The organism is Mesorhizobium sp. M0340 (assembly GCF_040321535.1).
Taxonomy (GTDB): Bacteria; Pseudomonadota; Alphaproteobacteria; order Rhizobiales; family Rhizobiaceae; genus Mesorhizobium.
This window is the reverse complement of the sequence record NZ_JAMYRR010000019.1, coordinates 23,949-46,151: the sequence shown is the minus strand read 5'-3', so window position 1 is coordinate 46,151 and position 22,203 is coordinate 23,949. Positions and strand designations below refer to the sequence as shown.

The 22,203-nt window shown below is 62.0% G+C and carries 25 protein-coding genes and 1 tRNA gene; 12 read left to right on the top strand and 14 right to left on the bottom strand.

Features of this window, described 5'->3' with window-relative positions; all coding sequences use genetic code 11:
* Window positions 1-24: 24 nt before the first annotated feature.
* Entirely contained in the window at window positions 25-465 is a 441-nt protein-coding gene (locus NKI79_RS24165) for an SRPBCC family protein (protein WP_352805082.1), read from the bottom strand.
* A gap of 109 nt (window positions 466-574) precedes the next feature.
* On the opposite strand from NKI79_RS24165, the gene NKI79_RS24160 reads away from it, so the two are divergent.
* Complete coding sequence (locus tag NKI79_RS24160; protein ID WP_352801824.1) at window positions 575-1,642, top strand: adenylate/guanylate cyclase domain-containing protein; 1,068 nt, start codon at window positions 575-577, stop codon at window positions 1,640-1,642.
* Between the two features lie 514 nt (window positions 1,643-2,156).
* On the opposite strand, the gene NKI79_RS24155 is transcribed toward NKI79_RS24160, so the two are convergent.
* From NKI79_RS24155 to NKI79_RS24145, 3 genes are all read right to left on the bottom strand, one after another.
* A tRNA-Glu gene (locus NKI79_RS24155) sits at window positions 2,157-2,231 on the bottom strand.
* 90 nt (window positions 2,232-2,321) lie between these two features.
* Window positions 2,322-2,729 carry a VOC family protein gene (locus NKI79_RS24150; protein WP_352801777.1) on the bottom strand — a complete coding sequence of 136 codons (408 nt, stop codon included), beginning with the start codon at window positions 2,727-2,729 and terminating at the stop codon, window positions 2,322-2,324.
* Complete coding sequence (locus NKI79_RS24145; protein ID WP_254816559.1) at window positions 2,726-3,109, bottom strand: fimbrial protein; 384 nt, start codon at window positions 3,107-3,109, stop codon at window positions 2,726-2,728. Before NKI79_RS24145 ends, NKI79_RS24150 begins: the two co-directional genes overlap by 4 nt.
* 26 nt (window positions 3,110-3,135) lie before the next feature.
* Between NKI79_RS24145 and NKI79_RS24140 the strand changes: the two genes are divergently transcribed.
* From NKI79_RS24140 to NKI79_RS24130, 3 genes are all read left to right on the top strand, one after another.
* Entirely contained in the window at window positions 3,136-4,176 is a 1,041-nt protein-coding gene (locus NKI79_RS24140) for an RluA family pseudouridine synthase (RefSeq protein ID WP_352801775.1), read from the top strand.
* A 187-nt stretch (window positions 4,177-4,363) separates the two neighbouring features.
* Window positions 4,364-5,275, top strand: coding sequence for an RNA polymerase sigma factor RpoH (rpoH, locus tag NKI79_RS24135; protein ID WP_023678514.1), 912 nt, complete (start codon window positions 4,364-4,366; stop codon window positions 5,273-5,275).
* 399 nt (window positions 5,276-5,674) lie between these two features.
* Window positions 5,675-6,190, top strand: coding sequence for a hypothetical protein (locus tag NKI79_RS24130; protein WP_352805078.1), 516 nt, complete (start codon window positions 5,675-5,677; stop codon window positions 6,188-6,190).
* Between the two features lie 200 nt (window positions 6,191-6,390).
* On the opposite strand, the gene NKI79_RS24125 is transcribed toward NKI79_RS24130, so the two are convergent.
* From NKI79_RS24125 to NKI79_RS24110, 4 genes are all read right to left on the bottom strand, one after another.
* On the bottom strand, window positions 6,391-7,263 hold the full coding sequence (locus tag NKI79_RS24125) for an MBL fold metallo-hydrolase (protein ID WP_352805076.1): 873 nt from the start codon (window positions 7,261-7,263) through the stop codon (window positions 6,391-6,393).
* Window positions 7,264-7,415: 152 nt separating this feature from the next.
* Window positions 7,416-8,075: a peroxiredoxin gene (locus tag NKI79_RS24120; protein ID WP_254816555.1), complete on the bottom strand. Its 660-nt coding sequence runs from the start codon at window positions 8,073-8,075 to the stop codon at window positions 7,416-7,418.
* 287 nt (window positions 8,076-8,362) lie between these two features.
* Entirely contained in the window at window positions 8,363-8,728 is a 366-nt protein-coding gene (locus NKI79_RS24115; RefSeq protein ID WP_254816554.1) for a cell division protein ZapA, read from the bottom strand.
* Window positions 8,729-8,732: 4 nt separating this feature from the next.
* Window positions 8,733-9,005, bottom strand: a complete 273-nt coding sequence (locus NKI79_RS24110; RefSeq protein ID WP_006200774.1) for a DUF4164 domain-containing protein — start codon at window positions 9,003-9,005, stop codon at window positions 8,733-8,735.
* 260 nt (window positions 9,006-9,265) lie between these two features.
* Here NKI79_RS24110 and tkt point away from each other — a divergent pair, with 260 nt between their 5' ends.
* The 3 genes from tkt (at window position 9,266) to NKI79_RS24095 (ending at window position 14,528) form a co-directional block, all read left to right on the top strand.
* On the top strand, window positions 9,266-11,257 hold the full coding sequence (tkt, locus tag NKI79_RS24105; protein WP_352805072.1) for a transketolase: 1,992 nt from the start codon (window positions 9,266-9,268) through the stop codon (window positions 11,255-11,257).
* A 158-nt stretch (window positions 11,258-11,415) separates the two neighbouring features.
* Complete coding sequence (gap, locus tag NKI79_RS24100; RefSeq protein ID WP_352805069.1) at window positions 11,416-12,426, top strand: type I glyceraldehyde-3-phosphate dehydrogenase; 1,011 nt, start codon at window positions 11,416-11,418, stop codon at window positions 12,424-12,426.
* 218 nt (window positions 12,427-12,644) lie between these two features.
* Window positions 12,645-14,528, top strand: a complete 1,884-nt coding sequence (locus NKI79_RS24095) for a potassium/proton antiporter (protein ID WP_352805066.1) — start codon at window positions 12,645-12,647, stop codon at window positions 14,526-14,528.
* A gap of 172 nt (window positions 14,529-14,700) precedes the next feature.
* On the opposite strand, the gene NKI79_RS24090 is transcribed toward NKI79_RS24095, so the two are convergent.
* On the bottom strand, window positions 14,701-15,618 hold the full coding sequence (locus tag NKI79_RS24090) for a polyprenyl synthetase family protein (RefSeq protein ID WP_352805064.1): 918 nt from the start codon (window positions 15,616-15,618) through the stop codon (window positions 14,701-14,703).
* Window positions 15,619-15,697: 79 nt separating this feature from the next.
* Here NKI79_RS24090 and NKI79_RS24085 point away from each other — a divergent pair, with 79 nt between their 5' ends.
* The 3 genes from NKI79_RS24085 to NKI79_RS24075 all read left to right on the top strand — a co-directional run bounded on the left by NKI79_RS24085 (window position 15,698) and on the right by NKI79_RS24075 (window position 17,379).
* Complete coding sequence (locus tag NKI79_RS24085) at window positions 15,698-16,456, top strand: biosynthetic peptidoglycan transglycosylase (protein WP_352650819.1); 759 nt, start codon at window positions 15,698-15,700, stop codon at window positions 16,454-16,456.
* Window positions 16,457-16,595: 139 nt separating this feature from the next.
* Complete coding sequence (rpmF, locus tag NKI79_RS24080) at window positions 16,596-16,778, top strand: 50S ribosomal protein L32 (protein WP_006203806.1); 183 nt, start codon at window positions 16,596-16,598, stop codon at window positions 16,776-16,778.
* A 199-nt stretch (window positions 16,779-16,977) separates the two neighbouring features.
* The gene (locus tag NKI79_RS24075; protein WP_023720966.1) at window positions 16,978-17,379 is read left to right on the top strand and encodes a hypothetical protein; all 402 of its coding nucleotides are present in this window, start codon (window positions 16,978-16,980) and stop codon (window positions 17,377-17,379) included.
* Window positions 17,380-17,389: 10 nt separating this feature from the next.
* On the opposite strand, the gene NKI79_RS24070 is transcribed toward NKI79_RS24075, so the two are convergent.
* The 3 genes from NKI79_RS24070 to NKI79_RS24060 form a co-directional block, all read right to left on the bottom strand.
* Window positions 17,390-17,821: a GlcG/HbpS family heme-binding protein gene (locus NKI79_RS24070; protein WP_352650780.1), complete on the bottom strand. Its 432-nt coding sequence runs from the start codon at window positions 17,819-17,821 to the stop codon at window positions 17,390-17,392.
* Window positions 17,822-17,918: 97 nt separating this feature from the next.
* Entirely contained in the window at window positions 17,919-18,149 is a 231-nt protein-coding gene (locus NKI79_RS24065; RefSeq protein WP_352650781.1) for a hypothetical protein, read from the bottom strand.
* Between the two features lie 76 nt (window positions 18,150-18,225).
* Complete coding sequence (locus NKI79_RS24060) at window positions 18,226-18,750, bottom strand: winged helix-turn-helix transcriptional regulator (protein ID WP_352650783.1); 525 nt, start codon at window positions 18,748-18,750, stop codon at window positions 18,226-18,228.
* A 96-nt stretch (window positions 18,751-18,846) separates the two neighbouring features.
* On the opposite strand from NKI79_RS24060, the gene NKI79_RS24055 reads away from it, so the two are divergent.
* Window positions 18,847-19,698 (top strand): alpha/beta fold hydrolase, encoded by an 852-nt coding sequence (locus NKI79_RS24055; RefSeq protein WP_352805060.1) that lies wholly within the window; start codon window positions 18,847-18,849, stop codon window positions 19,696-19,698.
* 49 nt (window positions 19,699-19,747) lie between these two features.
* A complete protein-coding gene (locus NKI79_RS24050; protein ID WP_352650787.1) occupies window positions 19,748-20,404 on the top strand; it encodes a glutathione S-transferase family protein in 657 nt (218 codons plus the stop codon).
* 143 nt (window positions 20,405-20,547) lie between these two features.
* Here NKI79_RS24050 and NKI79_RS24045 read toward each other — a convergent pair whose 3' ends face one another.
* Both NKI79_RS24045 and NKI79_RS24040 read right to left on the bottom strand, forming a co-directional pair.
* Window positions 20,548-20,835, bottom strand: a complete 288-nt coding sequence (locus tag NKI79_RS24045; protein ID WP_254816544.1) for an ArsR/SmtB family transcription factor — start codon at window positions 20,833-20,835, stop codon at window positions 20,548-20,550.
* Window positions 20,836-20,866: 31 nt separating this feature from the next.
* On the bottom strand, window positions 20,867-22,114 hold the full coding sequence (locus NKI79_RS24040; RefSeq protein ID WP_254816543.1) for an MFS transporter: 1,248 nt from the start codon (window positions 22,112-22,114) through the stop codon (window positions 20,867-20,869).
* Window positions 22,115-22,203 lie beyond the last annotated feature (89 nt).

The following is a 22,203-nucleotide window of genomic DNA, read 5'->3' as shown; positions in this document are numbered from 1 at the left end:
CATCCGTGGCCCCTTAGATGAAAATCACATATTCTTCATCGGCACATCGGGATCGACATGTCCCCCATCGGCAGTGATCTTCAGCCTTGAGAGGTAGTGCTCCCATCCCTTTCGGTGGCTGTCACGCTCCTTTGCGTTCGGCAGTCCGCTATGCGTGAAGCGGATCAGTGTCCCCGCATCCCTCGCGATCAGGTCGATCTCGACATGGCTGGAGCCGGGCGGCACGGTCTCGTTGTCTTCCCAGCCAAAACTGTAGGCGAGACGGTGGACCGGGATCACCTCGGTGAACTCACCGCGCGCCATATGGCGACCACCGACATTGACGAGGAACAGACCGCCCGGCGATGCATCCAAATTCGCTTCGGTCCCGATCCATCGCACGATCTGGTCCGGATCCGTCAAAAGCGCGAACACGGTCGCTTGTGGCGCCGCGACCTCAATCTCTGTGTAAACCGATTCCGCCATCGCTCACTCCAGGTCACATCCGCATCGAATGCCGTGCAAGCGAATATGGGGAGTTGCAAGAAGATGTTCGAGGCGTAAGCATAAGCCGGTGCCGAGTGATCTTCTACCGATGCTTCTCGCAAACTCGCTTTCATTCCTTCTGGACGACGCCGCGCATATTGGCGACGGTGGCCGACTTCTATTGCAGCTCTCAACGCATTTGATGGAAGACGGCTTGCCGATCATCGCCGGCGCACTGGCGCAGGATGCTCCCGACCCGATTATCTCACGCCGCATCTGGCTCTGGCGAGCGCCTGGGGGTGAAGTGGTCGAGGCTTTGGGGATAGGCGCCGACCGCCAGAATGCCGATCCCCGGCTCGTGCTGCGGGAGTGGCTTGGCACGACGCGGGCGATCGTGTTCGACGAGCGAGCGGGCGGTGTCGCACCGACTTTGGTGTGGGCGTTCGACCATACTCCGGATGATGCGCAGTCAGAGCTGCTGCGGCAAATCTCCCGGTTTGCTGCGGCTCCGATGACCGCACTCGCAGAACGGTCCGCGAAACGCGCATTGCTCGAAGCATATTTGGGAAAGCGCAGTGCAGCACATGTGCTCAACGGTCATTCTCGTCGAGTAAGGGGAGAGACGATACGGGCTGCGCTTCTGTGCGCGGACCTTCGAGGTTTCACTGATCTATCCGAGGTTTATGATGCAGACGAGATCGTATTGGTACTTGATGCCTGGTTCGATTGCGTCGCCGGCGCGGTGCACGCATTTGGTGGTGAGGTTCTCAAGTTTATAGGTGATGGCGTCCTCGCGATTTTCCCGATTGGCGAGCGCGATGCAAATGCCGCATGTGACGCTGCGGTCCGAGCCGTGAAGGCTACGCGCGCCGGGATAGATCATCTCAACCAAACTCGGCGCCGCAATGGCGGCCCCGAGCTCGGATATGGCATTGGCCTGCATGTCGGCGAGATACTCTGGGGGAATATCGGCACTGCCGGCAGGTTGGACTTCACCGCGATCGGCAAGGCTGTAAATCTTGTCAGCCGCATCGAAGGGCTGTGCAAGCCGTTGGGACGGACGGTGCTCGCGTCGACAGTGTTCGAGGCAGAAACTACCGAGCCGATGATCGCCATGGGCAGTCATCCGCTCGGAGGAATAGCAGGCGCGCAAACGCTTTTCGGCTTGCCGGAATAGATCGAATGGTTGAGCGCGCCGTGGATGTGCCGTTCGCAGCATATCTTAGTATCGTGCGAAGCCATGACTGAGAGAAATTCGAACGGCAAAGAAGCTACGATACTGCAACTGGAGTATGGCGGGTTTAGAGCCCAGCCATGCGCGTCGCGCGCAGCTTCGCTGGCCGGTGCTAAGGGCCGAGTATTCCCGGCATCCACCCTTCAAGGGAGAGGCGCCTTCGCCGAGCTCGCCAAAACGATCCGCCGCCGGCAGCTGTAGCTCAGGTCGGCTCCAGGCAGTGCCGACCAGCGTGATGGACGCCTTGCGATTGTAGTTTCTGTATCTGGGTCCCCCCGCGTGGCATCGACTGCCCTGGTCAGCGCGACGTTCTGCGCGCCGCTAAGCGGTGCCTCAAGACCCATGATGCAATGCTAATGCAATCAGCTCCGCTGCGCCAGAAGCGGCAATGAGCCAAACCCGCCGCGACCTAAGGCGATGGATCGGATTGATGGTTTGCCGAGAGCTTGGAGAGACTTGGTACGCCCAAGGGGAATCGAACCCCTGTTCCCGCCGTGAGAGGGCGGTGTCCTGACCGCTAGACGATGGGCGCGTTCAAGAACCGGCGATATAGGCTGACGGCTGGGAAAAAGCAACTAGGCTCAGGGCCACTGCTCGCACAGACGAAAAATCCGCTGCAAGCCTATCGTTTTGGCTCGATCAGGTCCCAGAGATTTCCATAAAGGTCGGCGAAGACCGCGACCGTGCCATAAGCCTCATGGCGTGGCGCTTCGCGGAACTTGACGCCTTTTTCGAGCATCAGCGCATGGTCGCGTGCAAAATCGTCGGTTTCGAGGAACAAAAAGACCCGCCCGCCGGTCTGGTTGCCGACGGCGTGCCTTTGCGCATCGCCGGATGCTTCGGCGAGAAGCAGCCGCGCGCCCTGCCCTTTGCCCGGCGTGATCGTGACCCAGCGTTTGCCGCCGCCGAGATCGATATCTTCGGTGAGCACAAAACCCAGCCGGTCGACATACCAGGAAATCGCCTCGTCATAATTTGCGACGACAAGCGCGACCGTGGCAATGCTGCGGTGTTCGGCAAAACCGGTCATTTGTTCCTGATCGCAAAACGGCCGACGATGCGGCGCTCGGTAATGTCATAGACGAAGATGGCGCGGCTGCCGTCGGGCAGCTCGGCGTCGATCGAAAGGTGATTGCCGGAGAGCGATTGGCTAATCACCCTGGCGCCGACCGGCAGCACGATGTCGCCGTTGACCGGTTCGCCGATCGGCACCTGGAAGTCACTGGTCAACGGCGGGGCGGCAGGCGGCGCGTTGCGCGCTTTGTAGACAAGTGCTGCTATCACCACCATAAGGGCGAGGAACAGCAGGCCGAGATTGATGGCGACGAAGCGGACGAGCTTCCTCCGCACCTTTTCGACCTCGGGGTCGAGTGGCTTTTCCTCGTCTTCGTCGGCAAGCGGCCGGGCCATGGCAGCAGATTCCGGAACTGTTTTCGATGAGCGCTCATAACGAAGAGGTCAGACAATTAATAGGGGCCGGATCGATCGTGCTGGAGGCGGGCGCCGATGCCGCCGGCCAGCGGCTCGACCAATGGTTGGCGGCCAGGCTCGGCCCCGACATGTCGCGCAGCCGGGTGCAGATGCTGATAAAGCAAGGCGCGGTCAGGATCGGCGGCAGGCAGGTCGAAGAGACGAAGCGCAAGATGGCACAAGGTGACAGCGTGTCGGTCGACATGCCGGAGCCTGAACCGGCGGCGCCGCAAGGCGAAGATATTGCGCTGGACGTCCTCTACGAGGACAACGCGCTGATCGTCATCAACAAGCCGGCCGGGCTGGTCGTACATCCCGGCGCCGGCAACTGGACCGGTACGCTGGTCAACGCGCTGATCCATCATTGCGGCGACAGCCTGTCCGGCATCGGCGGCGTGAGACGGCCGGGCATCGTCCACCGCCTCGACAAGGAGACCAGCGGCGTCATGGTCGTCGCCAAGACCGACCGCGCCCACAAGGCGTTGTCGGAGGCCTTTGCCGACCACGGCCTGACCGGCGATCTCGAGCGGGCCTATCTGGCGTTGGTCTGGGGCATACCGGCAAGGCCGACCGGGACGGTCGACGCGCCGCTCGGCCGCGCCGCCGACCGGGTACGCCGTGCCGTGGTGCCGCAAGGCCGCGACGATGCGCGCCATGCCATAACGCATTTCACCGTCGTCGAGCGCTTTGGCGAGCAGCAGCAGGAATTCGCCACGGCGAGCCTGGTCGAATGCCGGCTGGAAACCGGTCGCACCCACCAGATACGCGTCCACATGGCCCATATCGGCCATCCAGTGATCGGCGATCCCGAATACGGCCAGGCTTTCCGAACCAAGGCCAACCGGTTGCCCGAGCCGCTAAGGAGCAAGGTAAAGGCGTTTCCGCGACAAGCTTTGCACGCCCGCCTCCTTGCATTTCGCCATCCCGATACCCATCTAACGATGAGGTTCGAAGCAGCGATACCGTGGGACATGGAGGAACTCGTCGACGGCTTCCGCAAGCTCTGAACCAACCACCTGAAAACCTGACCGGCGTTGTTCACTTCAGCGTGACACACTGTTTCGTGCTGAACAAATGCCTGTCTTTCTGGTTTTGTTCCTATATATGTCGGTTGGCGCGAATGTGCCTTTGGCATTCGCGCCACATGCCCGCCGCGTTTCGGGGGCATCACTCCAATAGAGAGGGGGCGCTATCATGGCCCAGTCATTACCCAGTATCGTTTCCGGCGAAGGCGGTCTCAGCCGCTACCTGGAAGAAATCCGCCGCTTTCCGATGCTTCAGCCGCAGGAAGAGTACATGCTCGCCAAGCGCTACGCCGAGCATGAGGACACCACGGCTGCGCACAAGCTCGTCACCAGCCACCTTCGGCTCGTCGCCAAGATCGCCATGGGCTATCGCGGCTACGGCCTGCCGATCGGCGAGGTGATCTCGGAAGGCAATGTCGGTCTGATGCAGGCCGTCAAGAAATTCGAACCGGAGCGCGGCTTCCGTCTCGCCACCTACGCGATGTGGTGGATCAAGGCCTCGATCCAGGAATACATCCTGCGCTCGTGGAGCCTGGTCAAGATGGGCACCACCGCCAACCAGAAGCGCCTGTTCTTCAACCTGCGCAAGGTGAAGGGCAAGATCCAGGCGCTCGATGAAGGCGATTTGAAGCCCGACCAGATCACCGAGATTGCCACCCGGCTGAACGTCTCGGAAGCGGAAGTCGTGTCGATGAACCGCCGTCTGTCGGGCGACGCCTCGCTCAATGCGCCCATCCGGGCCAGTGAAGGCGAGTCCGGCGAATGGCAGGACTGGCTGGTCGACGACCACGAAAGCCAGGAAGAGATGCTGATCGAGCAGGACGAGCTGGAAAACCGGCGCGGCATGCTGTCCGGCGCTCTTGCCGTGCTCAACGACCGTGAACGTCGCATCTTCGAGGCGCGCCGCCTCGCCGATGAGCCGTTGACGCTGGAAGAGCTGTCGGCCGAGTTCGATATCAGCCGCGAGCGGGTGCGGCAGATCGAGGTGCGCGCCTTCGAGAAGGTGCAGGACGCGGTCAAGGCCGCGGCCAAGCGCCAGACGCAGGCGTTGCGCACGATTGAGGCGCAGCCGGCTGCGTAGGCCTCCAAGAGAACCAAAAAACGGCGGCGTCAGGTAACTGGCGCCGCCGTTTTTCTAAAGCGCGTCGCGTTCGACCGGCCTTGTGCGATGCGCTTAGATCCTTGTTTATGAATGTCGTTATCGCAACACCGCTGCACGCGGATGTCCGATCCGCCGCCGTAACTGCCGTAGCCTCGCTATGGCGTCCGCAGACGATCGCATTGATAACGGCATTACAGCAATTTTCCCCAAGCCCTGAAGACCGTAACGCTGCAAGCTGTGGCGTCGATATTCCGGCGCCGACCGGCGCATTCCACAACCCGGCGCTCGCTGCAAGTGGCGCGATAACGGGCCGCCGATAACGGGCCGCTGGGGCTGCCTCAGGCAGTTGGAGCTCGTCTGTTGGAAACGAAAGGCAGTATGACGATGACGATTTCCCCGTTTCTGACCGCTCTTGGATCCGAAGGTCCCCCAGCCGATCGGGCGAAAGACATGGCCCTCTATGGATGGCTAATTGGAAGCTGGGAAATGGACTCGGTCCGCTATCTCGACGACGGCACAATCCAGAAATGGGATGGCGAATGCCATTTTGGCTGGGTGCTCGAAGGCCGCGCGATTCAGGACGTTTGGATCAGGCCCAAGCGCCCTGCGCCGTCCACGATGTACGGCACGACCCTGCGCATCTTCGACCCTGGGATCGATGGCTGGCACATCATATGGAACGACCCGCTCAACCGGGATCACTCGCGCCAGATCGGCCGAGCCGAGGGTAAGGACATTGTCCAGCTCGGCGATGACTCGCGCGGTCTGAAAACTCGTTGGCGTTTCACAGAGATCACTGCCAACAACTTCCATTGGATCGGCGAGGAAAGATCTTCCGAGGGCGACCCTTGGCAAATCACGTATGAACATTTAGCCTGCCGAACAAAACCCTGACGCTGAGTAAACACCTAGCTGGCGTTCTGCGCCGCTCCTCATCCGGCTGCCGCCACCGCCTTCCCGCATGGACCTATCGGATTCAAACATCGCAAAAATCGAATCAGGATCAATAACGATCAATAACTTGGATGACCGTCGCAGAACGATGAGGGCGGCGCCAAGTTTGGATGGCACTGTAGTGCCAGCGACCCATCTCCTCACAGGCAATCGAGCGGAAACTTCAGATAGCGCCGCCCGTTGGATTCCGGTTCCGGCAGGCGTCCGCCGTTCATGTTCACCTGCAGCGCGTGCAGGATAAGCCGCGGCATCGGCAACGTCCTGTCGCGGGCTTGGCGGAGCGCGACGAAGTCGGCTTCCGTCTTGCCGCCGGCAACATGGATGTTGCCGGCTTTCTGCTCCGCGACCGTGCTTTCCCACCGCGCTTCGCGACCGCCCGGCTGGTAGTCGTGACCGACGAACAGACGTGTCTCGTCCGGCAGCGCCAGGATGTCCTCGATCGAACGCCAGAGCCGCTCGGCACTGCCGCCCGGAAAGTCTGTCCTGGCGGTGCCGCTATCCGGCATGAACAACGTGTCGTGGATGAAGGCGGCGTCGCCAATGACGTAAGTGATCGAGGCCAGTGTGTGGCCCGGCGAGAACAGCACTCTCGCCGGAAGGCCGCCGACCGAAAAAGTTGCGCCGTCGGCGAATAGCCTATCCCATTGCGAACCGTCGGCGGAGAATTCCGGCCAGTTGTAGATCACCTTCCACAATTTCTGGACGTCGATGACCTTTTCGCCGATTGCCGTCGGCGCTCCGGTTCTCCCCCTCAAATAATGGGCGGCGGAGAAATGATCGGCATGCGGATGCGTGTCGAGGATCCACTCGAGCTCCAGCCCGCTTTCCCTGACGAAGTCGAGCAGGGCGTCGGCGTTCTTCGTTGCCGTTGCACCGGACCTTTCGTCGAAGTCGAGCACCGGATCGATGATGGCGCATTTGCGGGTCGCCATGTCGGCGACCACATATTGGACGGACCCGCTCGGCTCGTCATAGAAGCCGGTGACCTGCGACCTGGCCGATAATGCGTCCAATCCCAGCCTCCTTCGCCCCTCACCACGGCAGGAAGGATTTTCTCTGCCACGGCAAATGAAAGGCATGGTTGTCCGTCAACCAGGCGCCGTCAAGCACCCCATGCTCATAGGATCAGGAAAACCGAAAATTTCTCCGTGCCGCCCCTGCCTGCTCAGGCGGAAGGCTGCTTGGTCTTCCTGAGATATGGCAGGATCGTCTCGTAGGCACCGAAGCGCTTGATGGCATCCTCATTGGAGACGGCAGCGGTGATGATGACGTCCTCGCCCTGCTTCCAGTTCGCCGGCGTTGCCACCTGGTGCTTGGCGGTCAGCTGCATGGAATCGATGGCGCGCAGGATTTCGTCGAAGTTGCGGCCCGTCGTCATCGGATAGGTGAGAACCAGCTTGATCTTCTTGTCGGGCCCGATGACGTAGACCGAACGCACCGTGGCATTGTCCGCCGGCGTGCGGCCTTCCGAGCTCTCGCCGGCACCCGCCGGCAGCATCTCGTAAAGCTTGGCGACCTTGAGATCCTTGTCGCCGATCAGCGGGTAGTTCAGCGAATGGCCGGTCGCGATCTTGATATCGTTCTGCCACTTTTCGTGGCTTTCGACGGGATCGACCGAGATGCCGATGATCTTGACGTTGCGCTTCCTGAACTCGCCTTCGAGCCCGGCCATCGTGCCGAGTTCGGTCGTGCAAACCGGCGTAAAGTTCTTCGGATGGCTGAACAATACCGCCCAGCCGTCGCCGATCCATTCATGGAAGCTGATCGGTCCTTGCGTGGTCTCCGCGGTGAAGTCCGGTGCGATGTCGTTGATGCGAAGGCTCATGGCGTGTCCCTACCTGTTTGGCTTGCCGCTGGCATTGAACGCCCCACCGGCGTTGCTTGCATTTCTAACACTGCGGCGTCATCCTTCAAGTGGCTGTTGACGCTAGGATAGTGGCCGGCCTCAAAAAAATTTTTGTCACTTAGGCGGGAAATACAGCAGTGATTTCCGCGCTGGCGAAAAAGCACCGGAGGTTGGTTAAACGTGCAGGCATTTCCGCCGATTGTTCGGCTCATATGTTGCCCATTCCGCCGTTAAGTGGCGTCGGGTCGATGAGGCGACGCGACGCGCTACGCCTTGTTCACTGCCAGCGTCGTCGCCAGGTCTTCCATGCGCTGGGCCAGCGCGCCGAGCGCTCCGGTCAGCACGGAATCGTTCTTATCGGCCTTGGTCAGTGCATCGTCGCGCGTCTTGCGCAGCGTCAGCACTTCGCTTTCCATGCCCTTGACGCGCTTTTGCAGTTCCGAAAGCTCGTCCATGACCATGATGCCGGCCATCACGGTCAGCCGCTGGTCGCCGATCTCGCCAAAAGAATCCTTCAGATGCGAGACATAGCGGTCGAAGCGCTCGGCAAGATCGATCAGATGCTCTTCCTGGCCCTCGTCGCAGGCCATCCGATATTGCTTGCCGTCGATGGAAACCGTGACTTGTGCCATTAGCCTACCTGTCCAGTACCGCGCGGATGGTCTCCATGGCTGTCACCAGCCTTCGCGACACTTCTTTGTTGGCATCTTCCAGCCGTTCGGCGCGAGCTTCGGAATTGTCGAGCTCCTGCGCCAGCCGCGAGCGGTCGGCGTTCATCCGCTGCACTTCGGCCTCGGCTTCCGAATAGTCCCGCTCGTGCTCGAGCTTGGCCGCGACGGCGTTTTCCAGCCCTTCGATGGCCTTACCCAGCCTGGCAATGACTTCCTTGAGGGTCGTTTCCCCGGTCATGGCTTTCGTCCTGCGCCCTGCCCATCACCGAATCATCCACGTTCAGAACGCGTTATCCCTGAAACATTACCCGTCGTGTGAACCGCACGTCAATAAAGCTGTCGCGACTGTCCCCTGCTAACGCTAATGTAAGTCGCGCATGGCCATCACAAGACCGGCAAAAGCACACCGATTTGTTGACTAAAAGGCCGCGCCTGCTATGTGTCGCGCACCCTTTTCAAGGGCTTTCCCAAGGCCCAAACCCCCATTTTGGAGGAAGTATGACCTCGCGCGAACAACATGACCGGATGGCCAATGCGATCCGTTTTCTCGCCATGGACGCCGTCGAGAAGGCAAATTCCGGCCACCCCGGACTGCCCATGGGCTGCGCCGACATCGCCACGGTGCTGTTCACCCGCTTTCTCAAATACGATCCGAAAAACCCGCATTGGCCGGACCGCGACCGCTTTATCCTGTCGGCCGGCCACGGCTCGATGCTGCTTTACTCGCTGCTCTATCTGACCGGCTACGAAGACATCACCATCGACCAGATCAAGCAGTTCCGCCAATTGGGGTCGAGGACGGCGGGCCACCCGGAATACGGCCATGCCGCCGGCATCGAGACGACGACCGGCCCACTCGGCCAGGGCCTTGCCAATTCGGTCGGCTTCGCGCTCGGCGAGCGCATCATGAATGCCGCTTTCGGCAAAGATCTCGTCGACCACTACACCTATGTGCTGGCCGGCGACGGCTGCCTGATGGAAGGCGTATCCCAGGAAGCCATCGCGCTTGCCGGGCATCTGAAGCTGAACAAGCTGATCGTCTTCTGGGACAACAACAACATCTCGATCGATGGCCCGGTGTCGCTCGCCGATAACACCGATCAGGTCGCCCGCTTCCAGGCGTCCGGCTGGAATGCCAGCCATATCGACGGCCAGGACCCGGAAGCGATCGCCTATGCCATCGAAGCGGCCCGCCACTCCGACAAGCCGACGATGATCGCCTGCAAGACGACGATCGGCTTCGGCGCGCCGACCAAGGCCGGCACCAACAAGGCGCATGGCTCGCCGCTCGGCGCCGAGGAAATCGCCGGCGCCAGAAAATTCTTCGGCTGGGATTATCCGCCCTTCGAGGTTCCGGCCGATATCCTCGACGCATGGCGTACCGCCGGGCGGACCGGCGTCAAGGCGCGCACCGACTGGGAAAGCCGGCTTGCCAAGGCCGACGCCAAATTGCGCGCAGAGTTCGAACGCCGCATCAGTGGCACGCTGCCGGCCAACTTCGACGCCGTCATTGGCGATTACAAGAAGAAGCTCGCCGCCGACAAGCCGAAGGTCGCCACCCGTAAGTCATCGGAAATGGCGCTGGAGGTCATCAACGGCGCCGTGCCCGAAACCATCGGCGGCTCGGCTGATTTGACCGGCTCCAACAACACCAAGACCAGCCAGACCAAGAACATCACCGCCGACGATTATGGCCAGCGCTATGTCCACTACGGCATTCGTGAGCACGGCATGGCGGCAGCGCTCAACGGGCTGACGCTGCATGGCGGCATTATCGCCTATGGCGGCACTTTCATGTGCTTTTCCGATTATGCCCGTCCGGCGATGCGGCTTGCTTCGCTGATGGGCATCCGCTCGATCTTCGTCATGACCCATGATTCGATCGGCCTTGGCGAAGACGGCCCGACCCATCAGCCGGTCGAGCATCTGGCAGCACTTCGCGCCATCCCGAACCACAATGTCTTCCGCCCGGCCGACCCGGTCGAAACCGCGGAATGCTGGCAGTTGGCCATTGAGTCGGAAAAGACGCCTTCGACATTGGCGCTGACCCGGCAAAACCTGCCGACGGTACGCAACGACTTCGTTGCGGAAAACCTCAGCAGCCGCGGCGCCTATGAACTTGCCGCCGCCAGCGGTGAAGCCGCGGTGACGATCTTCGCTTCGGGCTCCGAGGTCGAGATCGCGCTGGCCGCCCGCGAGGCGTTGGAAAAGCACGGCCACGCGACCCGCGTCGTCTCGGTGCCGTGCTTCGAATTGTTCGATAAGCAGAGCGCCGACTATCGCAGCAGAACGATCGGCAATGCGCCGCTCAAGATTGCCATCGAAGCCGGCATCCGCCAGGGCTGGGATCACTTCATCGGCACCGACGGCATCTTCATCGGCATGACCGGCTTCGGCGCCTCCGGCACTATCGAACAGCTCTACCCGCATTTCGGCATCACCGCCGAAGCAACGGTGAAGGCGGCGGAAGCCCGTCTGCACGGCAAATGAAGGTGAGCCCCGACCGGCAAAGGCTGGCATAGCGGTTTTGCCGGGCGGTGGAGCATTAATCGATTTAAATCCAAGCCTCGGCGGCTGGATTCTTTGCCCGTCCGCCGTTATGAAGCTGCGGACTTGATCTTCGGCCTCCAACTCCCAGGGAGAGAACAATGACCGTCAGAGTTGCCATCAACGGATTCGGCCGCATCGGCCGAAACATTCTGCGCGCCATCCATGAATCCGGCCGCAAGGATATCGATGTCGTCGCGGTCAACGATCTCGGCCCGGTCGAGACCAACGCGCATCTGCTGCGCTTCGACAGCGTGCATGGCCGCTTTCCGCATGAGGTGACGGTTGACGGCGACCAGATCATCGTCGGCAAGGAAAAATTCAAGGTCACCGCGATCAAGGATCCGACGCAACTGCCCTGGAAGGAGCTCGGCATCGACATCGCGCTCGAATGCACCGGCATCTTCACCGCCCGCGACAAGGCCGTCGCCCATCTGACCGCCGGTGCCAAGCGCGTTCTCGTCTCCGCTCCGGCAGAGGGCGCCGACCTCACCGTCGTCTATGGCATCAACCACGACAAGCTGACCAAGGATCACATCGTCATCTCGAACGCCTCCTGCACCACCAACTGCCTGGCGCCGCTGGCGGCCGTGCTGAATGAGGCGGTCGGCATCGAAAAGGGCATGATGACGACGATCCATTCCTACACCGGCGATCAGCCGACGCTGGACACCATGCACAAGGACCTCTACCGCGCCCGTGCTGCCGCGCTGTCGCAGATTCCGACATCGACCGGTGCCGCCAAGGCCATCGGCTTGGTACTGCCCGAGCTCAAGGGCAAGCTCGACGGCATCTCCATCCGCGTGCCGACGCCGAACGTTTCGCTCGTCGATTTCAAGTTTATCGCCAAGCGGCCGACCACCGTCCAGGAGATCAATGACGTGGTGATCGCCGCTTCAAACGGCAAGCTGAAGGGCATCCTCGCCGTTACCCGTCACCCCAATGTTTCGATCGACTTCAACCACGATCCGCATTCTTCGATCGTGGCGCTCGACCAGACCAAGGTCATGGACGGCAACTTCGTTTCGGTGCTGTCGTGGTACGACAATGAGTGGGGCTTCTCGAACCGCATGGGCGATACCGCCGTCGCCTTCGGCAAGACCATCGCCTGATCGCAGAACCATCTTCTCGACCTGGAAGACGCCCGGCTCAGTCCGGGCGTTTTTCGTTGCAGCACGAACCGCCAACGCACGCTCTGCTGCTCGGGGATGCCAAAACTTTCGACGATCGGCAGCGTGGGGCAAAAAGCCACGCTGCTGCCTTGCAGCGGCCATGTCTTCGCCCCACTCTCCCGTGATGCCGGAGCATATCGACTAGGGGCGACCAACGAATGGAGCATGGTATCTATCTGGTGACGCTTGTTGGAGCAGCACTTGTCGTTGCCGCCGCGTTTTCGAGCTTGATCGCCTTCCGTTTCGGCGCCCCTCTCCTGCTGCTGTTTCTCTGCATCGGCCTCGCTACCGGAACCGACGGTCTCGGCATCCACTTCGACAACGCCCGAGTTGCTTATTTTGCCGGCTCGTTGGCGCTGGCGGTCATCCTTTTCGATTCCGGCTTCGGTACGCCGCTCAACGCCTTGCGGCAGGCGGCCGGGCCGGCGCTGTCGCTGGCGACATTCGGCGTCCTTTTGACCACCGGACTGTTCGGCGCCGCCGCCTATTATCTGCTCGACCTGACCTGGTTGGAATCCTTCCTGCTCGGTGCCGCCGTCGCCTCGACCGACGCCGCGGCGGTGTTCTTCCTGCTGCGCGCCGGCGAGATCAATTTGCGCGAGCGCGTGCGGTCCACGCTCGAGGTGGAATCCGGCACCAATGACCCGATCGCCATCTTCCTCACCATCACGCTGGTCGAGGTCATCGCCGCCAACGCCCACCCCGAGGCAAAGGTGCTGGTTACCGATCTTGCCGTCGGTTTCCTGGTCAACATGGGCCTCGGTGCGGTCATCGGCATTCTCGGCGGCATGGCCATTGTGCGTCTTGTCGATCGCCTCAATCTCGATCACGGCCTGTTGCCGATCTTCGTGCTGACGCTGTCGCTGATGGTGTTTGCTGCCGCCGGCGCCGTCGGCGGCTCCGGCTTCCTGGCGGTCTATCTCGCAGGCCTGATTGCCGGCAATTCCGATATCCGGGCCGTCACCATCCTCAAGCGCTTCCAGGACGGCATGTCGTGGCTGGCGCAGATCATCATGTTCCTGATCCTCGGCCTGTTCGCGACGCCTTCGCAGTTTCCGGCGATCTTGGTGCCGGCAGTGCTGCTCGGCCTGTTCCTGATATTTGTGGCACGGCCAATCGCGGTCTGGCTGTGCCTGGTGCCGTTCCGCCTGCCACGCCCGGAAGTCGCCTTTGTCTCATGGGTTGGCCTGCGTGGCGCCGTGTCGATACTGCTTGCCATCACGCCGCTGCTCGGCGGCCTGGAGAACGGCCGCCTCATCTTCAACACCGCCTTCATCATCGTGCTGGTCTCGCTGATCATCCAGGGATGGACCGTCGGGCCGCTGGCGCGCCGCCTCGGCCTTATCGTGCCGGCCCGCCTGGGACCGCTCGACAAGGTCGAATTGGAACTGCCGGGCTCCGCCCATCATGAGCTTCTCGCCTACCGCGTGGCACCCGGCAGCCCGGTGGCGCGCGGCGAACGCATTCCGCGCTGGGCGCGGCCATCGCTTGTGTTGCGCGACGGACGCTCAATGCGCTTCCAGGATATGGGCCGGCTGGCGGCCGGCGACCACGTCTACATCTTTGTGCCGGACCGCTATCCGCGCCTGCTCGACAAGCTGTTCGCCAGCCGTGCCGTGGTCGATCCCGAGGATGCCGACTTCTTCGGCGCCTTCGCTGTCGATCCGTCACGCTCCGCCGAGGAACTGGAGACCGCCTATGCACCGGGCCTGACCGAAGCGGAACGCAAGCTCAGCATCGGCGACCTGGTCACTACGCGGCTCGGCGGCCACGCCGAATACGCCGACCGCGTGCTGCTCGGTCCGATCGAGTTGATCGTGCGCGACGTCGACGACAAGGGCAGGATCACCGGCCTTGGCCTGTCCTTCGAGCCGACCGCGCCGGTGGCGCGCGTTCCGGTGTTCCTCAGCGCCGGCGAAATCCGCGACCGCCTCGCCGCCTTCATCCGCAACCGGCGCAAGCCGGCCGAAGCGCAGCCGGCGGCAGCCGAGCTGGAACCGGTTCCGCAGCCCGTGGCGGAAAAGGCAACTGGCGAAGGCTGACCGCTGTCGACGCTAGCCGCGGAACCCTGCCGCCGAGGGCTGAAGAATGGCCCGGCAACTGGCGTGGCGAGCCATATGGTCCGACATCGCCGGAGTCGCGATCGACTGCTCCAAGGCATCTGGCCGAACAGTCGGCAATTCTCCGTGACTGTACGGCGCCATGGGGGCGCTTTTAATTGTTGCGGGCCGCTACGAACTGCGCCGCTTGTTTCAGAAGCGCGGCTTGTGCGCCAAAAGGCTCGAGCAGCGCATGAGCCTGGTCGACGAGGCCCTGGAGCTGGTCCCGCGCCCAGCCCGGTCCGTGCAGCGCGACCAGCGTCGCCTTGCCGGCCGCGGCATCCTTGCCCGTGGCCTTGCCCATCTGATGCGCGTCGGCGGTCAGGTCGAGCAGATCGTCGGCAAGTTGAAAGGCAAGCCCGATCGCCGAACCAAATTCGGCCAGCCTTTCGCGGTCGCCCGACGGCGCGCCGGCAAGGATGGCTCCCGCTTCGCAGGCAAAGCGGATCAGCGCACCGGTTTTCATCGCCTGAAGCCGGATGATGCCGGCCTCGTCCGGCCGGCTTTGTTCGGCCTCGAGATCGAGCATCTGGCCGCCGACCATGCTTCCCGCCCCGGCGGCACGGGCCAGTGCCAGCACCAGCGCTGCCCTGCGCTCGGCCGGCAGCATTGTCGCCTCGTCGGCAAGGATGTCGAAGGCAAGCGTCAGCAGGGCGTCGCCCGCAAGAATGGCGGTCGCCTCATCGAAAGCCCTGTGCACGGTCGGCTGCCCGCGGCGCAAATCGTCGTCGTCCATGGCCGGCAGATCGTCATGGATGAGCGAATAGCAGTGCACGCATTCGAGCGCCGCCGCCACGCGCAGCGCCGCCTCGCCATCGGCTGAAAACAGTGCAGCACTTTCCATAACCAGGAAGGGACGCAGTCGTTTGCCGCCGTTCAGCACGCCATGTCGCATTGCCGCCATCAGGCGTTCGGGCCGCGCGACCTCGCCCAAAAGCGTGCGTCCATCGAGCAACCGTCTCAGCAGCGCCTCAAGTGGAACTGCCCGGGCAATAAGTGCGGCTTCGAACGCCATTTGGTCGTCTTTCGTCATGGTCGGGAGCGGTAGCCGACACTCAGACGTTGCGCAAGAAGCCAAGCGCCATTATGCCGGGGGCAGGGAGTAGCGCGGACTGGATGGCTTGGCGGAACCGATCGTCGATCACGAAACCGAAGGGTTGGACATGGCAAGACCGAGACGCGGCAGCCGCATCGGTCTTCAACGCTGGGTCCGGCGCGGCATCGCCGTCGCCGTCGTGCTGGCGCTGGTGCCGGTGGTGCTGACCTTCCTGTACCTGCCGTCATTCGTGCATCCGGTGTCGACATTGATGCTGAAGGACCTGGCGACGTTTTCCGGCTACGATCGGCGCTGGGTTTCCATCGACGAGGTCGCGCCGGTGCTGGCATATTCGGTCATCATGTCGGAGGACGGGCAGTTCTGTTTCCATCGCGGCGTCGATCTGGGCGAGCTGCGCGGCGTCGTCGACGATGCGCTCGCAGGCGAGATGACACGTGGCGCCTCGACCATCACCATGCAGACGGTAAAGAACCTTTATCTATGGTCGCGGCCGTTGGGCTCGGTCCGTAAGGTCGTCGAACTGCCGCTGGCCGTCTATTTCGATGCGGTGCTGTCGAAACGGCGGATCATGGAGATCTACCTCAACATCGCCGAATGGGGACCGGGCGTCTACGGCATCGAGGCCGCCGCCCAGCATCATTTCGGCGTCTCGGCAAAACAGCTGTCGCGCCGGCAGGCAGCGCTGCTTGCCGTCACCTTGCCGAACCCGATCGTGCGCAATCCAGCGAAGCCCGGGCCAGGACTGAGGCGGCTTGCCGCGTTGATCGAGCGGCGCGCGGGCCGCGCCGGCGCCTATGTCGGTTGCCTGCGATAGTGTCAAAAAAAAACACGGCGACGCTGGCCAAAACGCCATCGGGCGTGTATAGGCAGCCGACTTTCTCAGATTCCGGCCCCTGATGTGGCCCTTTCACGAGGGCCTCCGGGGCGTTTTGACCATGTAGTGGAGCATATCCATGGCCGTTCCGAAACGAAAAACCTCTCCGTCGAAGCGCGGCATGCGCCGTTCCGCCGACGCACTGAAGGCCCCGACCTATGTCGAGGACAAGAACTCCGGCGAGATGCGCCGTCCGCACCATATCGACCTGAAGACCGGCATGTATCGCGGTCGCCAGGTTCTGGAGCCGAAGGAAAGCTGAGAGAGCTTTCGACGGTTTATGGGTTGCGAAACGACCGGCCATTGGCCGGTCTTTTTGCGTTTGCGACAACTGATCGTATCAGCCGGGCCTGACATTGTTGTTTCACGCCGTCTTTGTCCGTGTTTATCGGTCGCACGAAAATTCTTGACGGCGAACGCCGGGCGCACTCTACAAAGATCAGTCCAACCGGAGCCGCCACATGTTCGGTGCCATCCCGCTGCTGATCGTGCCTTTCATCCTCTACAATCTCGGGCTTCTAGGAATATTCGGCAGCGGCGACGATCCGTGGGCGACCGAAATGTTTTCGGTCCGGATGATGTCGGGTGGCGTGTTCTCGATGACCCTCGGCGATCTCATCGTGCTGATCGCACTGATCTTCTTGTTCGTCGAAGTGGTGAAGTCGACGCGTACGACAAATGCCTCGATCATGGACCACCTTTTGTCGACCTTCGTCTTTGTGGCCTATCTAGTCGAGTTCCTGCTGGTGAAGGGCGCCGCCCATTCTGTTTTCTTCACACTGATGGTCATAGCGCTGATCGACGTGCTGGCCGGCTTTTCGGTGTCGATGCGGTCGGCCAGCCGCGACATCAATATGAATTAAGGATCCCGGCTCAGCCCGGGTCGGCGCTAAAGCCAGCCGCCTCGATGCCGGCGATGGCTGCCGTTTCGTCATTGTCGGACGTGTCGCCGGAAATGCCGACGGCGCCGATGATCGTGCCGGCCTCGTCGCGGATCAGCACGCCGCCGACGACCGGCAGGACGCGCCCGCCCGACACGTCGGAGACGCCGGCGATCAGATGCGGGCGCTCCTTGGCGAAGGCTTCCACCCGGCGCGAGCCCATGCCGATAGCGAGCGCGCCATAGGCCTTGCCGGCCGACATTTGCGGACGCAGGAACGACGCGCCGTCCTGACGCTGGAACGCGACCAGATGGGCGCCGGCGTCGAGCACCGAGACGCCAAGCGGCCTGAGCTTGAGCTCGGCACCCTTGGCAAAGGCGGCGGCGATGATTTCAAGGGCTTTGTCGAGCGTCAGTGCGGTCATGGCCGTCTCCTAAACGCCAGTTATCAACCGGCAGAACAGATCGCGGTGAAACTGTTTCGCGTACGAAAGGAAGCAGTGGGATCCAGGGAGCGCCGGCTTATTTCTTCTTGGCGCGAGGCTTCTTCACCGGCACCGGAGGCGCATTGGCCAGGTCTTCCGCTTCCTTGGCGAGGCGCAGCGCCCGCAGCTTGTTGGTTTTGGCTTGGCGCGCGTCGCTCTCGGCGACATATTCCGCCATCGCCTTCTGGCGCACCGTGGCTGCCTCTTCCTGTTTCTTGAAACGCAAATCGGCCCGCGCACGGGCAGTGTCCTTAGAGTTCTCGACCAAGAGCGTTATCCCATCCCGTAAATTATCTTCAGTCCTTTGATAGCAGAGCCAGCCCGCAATTGGGAAAATAAGTTGGTCATGGCGCTGGATCGCAGCCGACTCGCTCCGCCTTGCGGGCGATCACCGCATCGTATCCGGCCTGCAAGATCGCGCGGACAGTGGGTCCAGTTGGCGCGGGAGATGTGCCCAGATGCTCGTAGCGCAACTCGTTCATGAACTGCTCCCACATCGGCGGGCCGCCTTTTTCCAGAAGCTCGGCACGGATCGAGAGCTCGTCGCTGACCGGCAGCCAGACGCGGCCCCAGGCGCCGAGATGGGCCAAGATCGGCACCAGCGTAATCGCCATTTCGGTCAGGCTGTAGATCGCCTTTTGCTTGTGGGAGGGATCGCCCGTCTTGGTCAGCATGCCGAGCTCCATCAGCCGCTTCAGCCGGTCGGCGAGGATGTTGGAAGCGATGCCCTCCATCGAGCCGTTGAGCAGTTCGCGAAAGTGGCGTCTGCCGCCGAAGATGATGTCGCGAAGGATGATCAGGCTCCACCGGTCGCCGAACACTTCGAGCGACAGGTTGATGGGGCATCCGGACCGGCGATCGATGTTCATGCGAATCTCCAAAACCGGTTGCATTATTGTATCGGTTTTAATATCGTGCAACTGATTGTAAATTGCAACCAGATTGGAAGCCCACGGAGGAGAGCCATGAAAAGCGCCGGACACCCCGAAATCGTATCCCAGACCTTCGGCGACCCGGCCCATCCGGCGGTGTTGTTGATCACGGGCGCGATGGCTTCCATGCTTTGGTGGCCCGAAGCGTTTTGCCGGAAGCTGGCCGGCGAGGGTCGCTTCGTGATCCGCTACGACAATCGCGATACCGGCCGTTCGACCAAATACGCGCCGGGCGAGCCGCCTTATACATTCGACGACATGGCGGAGGATGCTATCCGCGTCCTTGACGACCATGGAATGCGAAAGGCGCATATGGTCGGCATGTCGATGGGCGGCATGATCGCGCAGCTCGTGGCGTTGAAATACCCGTCGTGTGTCACTTCGCTGACGGTGATCAGCAGCTCGCCCTTGGGCATCGATACGTCGCATCTGCCCGGAACCACCGAGGCCTATAGGAGACATTCGGCCGAAGGCGCGAAGGTCGACTGGGCGAACCGGGGCCAAGTGGTCGATTTCATCGTTAAGGACGCGCATGCGCTCACCGGTGCGGCGCACTCTTTCGACGAGCAGCGAACACGGGCTTTCGTCGAAGAAGATTATGACCGGTCCGGCGGTTTTCTAAGTGCGACCAATCATTTCATGCTCAAGAGTGGCGAAGATGGGAGCGGCGAGGACTGGACCGGTCGGCTGCGCGACATGAAAATCCCGCTCCTTGTTATCCACGGCACCGACGATCCCATCTTTCCAGTCGAGCATGGCGCCGCTCTTGCCGACGCGGTCGCCGGTGCAAGGCTGCTCCGGATCGAGGGCGGCGGCCACGAGCTGCATCCCGACGACTGGGCCGCGATCATCGATGCCATCGTCGCCCACAGCCAGGCCAGATAGTTATCCGACCCCGACGCCGCGAGACAAACAACCCAAGGAACGACAAACAATGTCCCTGATTATGCACCTTCATCCACTGGCCTCCTTCTGCTGGAAACCGCTGATCGCGCTCTATGAGAACGGCACGCCATTCACATCCGTCGTTGTCGATCTCGGCAATGAACAGTCGCGCGCGGCGTTTCTGAAATTGTGGCCGCTCGGCAAGATGCCGGTGCTGCGCGATGAAGCGCTGGACCGGACCGTACCGGAATCGACGATCGTCATCGAATATCTCAACGCGTATTATCCTGGGCCAGTCGAACTGATCCCCGCCGATTTCGATCTCGCTCGCCAGACCCGGCTCGCCGACCGCTTCTATGACTTCTACGTCCAGGAACCGATGCAGAAGATCGTTGGCGACCGGCTGCGGCCGGAGGGCAAGACCGATCCGTTCGGCGTCGAGCAGGCCCGCGCCCAGCTGCGCAGCTCCTACGCCATCATTGAACAGGACATGCAGTCGAGGACATGGGCGGTGGGCGCGAGCTTCACCATGGCCGACTGCGCTGCCGCCCCCGCGCTGTTCTACGCCAACAAGGTCGAGCCGTTCGGAGACGAATATCCTGCGGTCAGGCGCTATCACGACCGGTTGCTGCAACGCCCCTCGGTTGCCCGTGTGATCGAGGAAGCGCAGCCTTATTTCAAGCTCTTCCCCTACAACAATGGCTAGAGTGGTTCATCGTTTCACGGAAACGCCGGACCGCTCTATCTCTTTTGTTTTTGCGCAACTCCGGACGGAAAACCGTTTCACACTTTTTCCTGGATTGCTTTAGGCCTGAAGCTGCATAGTTGCCGACGTGCTGACGACGCCCTTCAGCTTCCGGATGAACCGAGCTGCTCCGCATCCCAGAACTGGTCGAGCCAGATGTTGAGCTTCAGGAAGCCGGCGTTGCTGACCGTATAGACGCGTCTGGTGCCTTCCGGCTTGGCGTTGACCAGTCCGGCATCAAGCAGCACCTTCAGGTGCTGCGAAACGGCCGGGCGGGACACCGGCAAGCCGGATGCCAATTCGTTGACGGTCTTCGGTCCGCGCCGGAGCTCTTCCAAGAGATGGCGCCGGTTGGGATCGGCAATCGCCATGAAGGCGTCGGAAAGCATCATGCCTTATTTGTGGGGCAAAGCGCCTCGAATCTCAACCGTCGGTTTCAGCTTTTCTGCGCGGGTCGAGCCGCAACGCTTCCGGCGTTACCGAGCGATCGGCCGGCTGGGTCTTGAAGGCATCGCGGCCTTCGATCGGCACCGGCGCGCGACGGCTGATGCGCAGCAGCGTGTAGCCGGCCAGGCAGAGATGCGCGAGCGCAGTGGCCAGGAACAGCCCCTCGGGGCGCATCCAGCCCATCAGGCCGGCGGCCAGCAGCGGACCGATCATCGTGCCGAAGCCATAAAGCAGCAGCAGGCCGCCCGACACTTTGACGAAGTCCTCCGATCGCGCATGGTCATTGGCATGCGCCACCGCGATCGAATAGAGCGTGTAGGCGAAGGCGCCGTAGGCGGCGGTGCAGACGATGACGAAGACGCCTGAGCGCGGTTCGAACAGGAAGATGGCGATGGCGAACAGCGCAGCGCCGAAAGCCGCGCCCGCCAGCACGAAACGACGGTCCGTCGTGTCGGAGAGCCGCCCGGCCGGAAGCTGCATGGCGGCGCCGGCGATGACCACCAGGCTCATCATCAGCGCGATCTCGGCCGTCGAGATGCCGATGCGCGCTCCATAAACGGCACCAAGCGTGCCCCAGGCGCCGTTGGCAATGCCGATCAGCACGCAGGCGATCGCCGATACCGGCGAATTGACATAGAGCCCTTTGACGTCAAGCGACACGTCCTGCAGCGGCTTGGGGTGCGACGCCGTCGAGACCGCCGTCGGGATCAGCGACAGGCAAAACAGAATGCCGGTGATCATGAACAGCGACGCCGATTTCACATCGCCGCCGGCCACGATCATTTGACCGCCCATGATCGAGGCATAGGTGACCATCATGTAGAGGCCGAAGACGGTGCCGCGGTTTTCGTTGGTGGCCTTCTCGTTCAGCCAGCTCTCGATCACCATGAAGGCGCCGGCCATGGTGAAGCCGGTGAAGGCGCGCAGCAGGATCCAGGTATATTCGTCGATGATCAGGCCGGTGAGGAGTGCGACGATCGCCCCAGATGCGGCAAAGGCGCCGAAAGCCCTGACATGACCGGCGCGGCGCACGATGCGTGGCGCAAAGAAGCAGCCGGTGACGAAGCCGCCGGCCCAAGCCGTGCCCATCAGGCCGAGCGATGCTGTCGAGAAGCCCTCCACCTGGCCGCGCAGCGGCAACAGCAGCCCGTGCAGCCCGGATGCCGCCAGCAGGAACGCGGTGCCGCGCAGCAGCGAGAGAATCGGTCTGTAGCTTGCGAACATTTTTCAATCCGGCTGGGGTTTAAGGCACAAGTCTGGAGACAGCGGCATTCGGGCTTTTCGGCGGCGTGCCCGAGCTTTTGGAATTACCC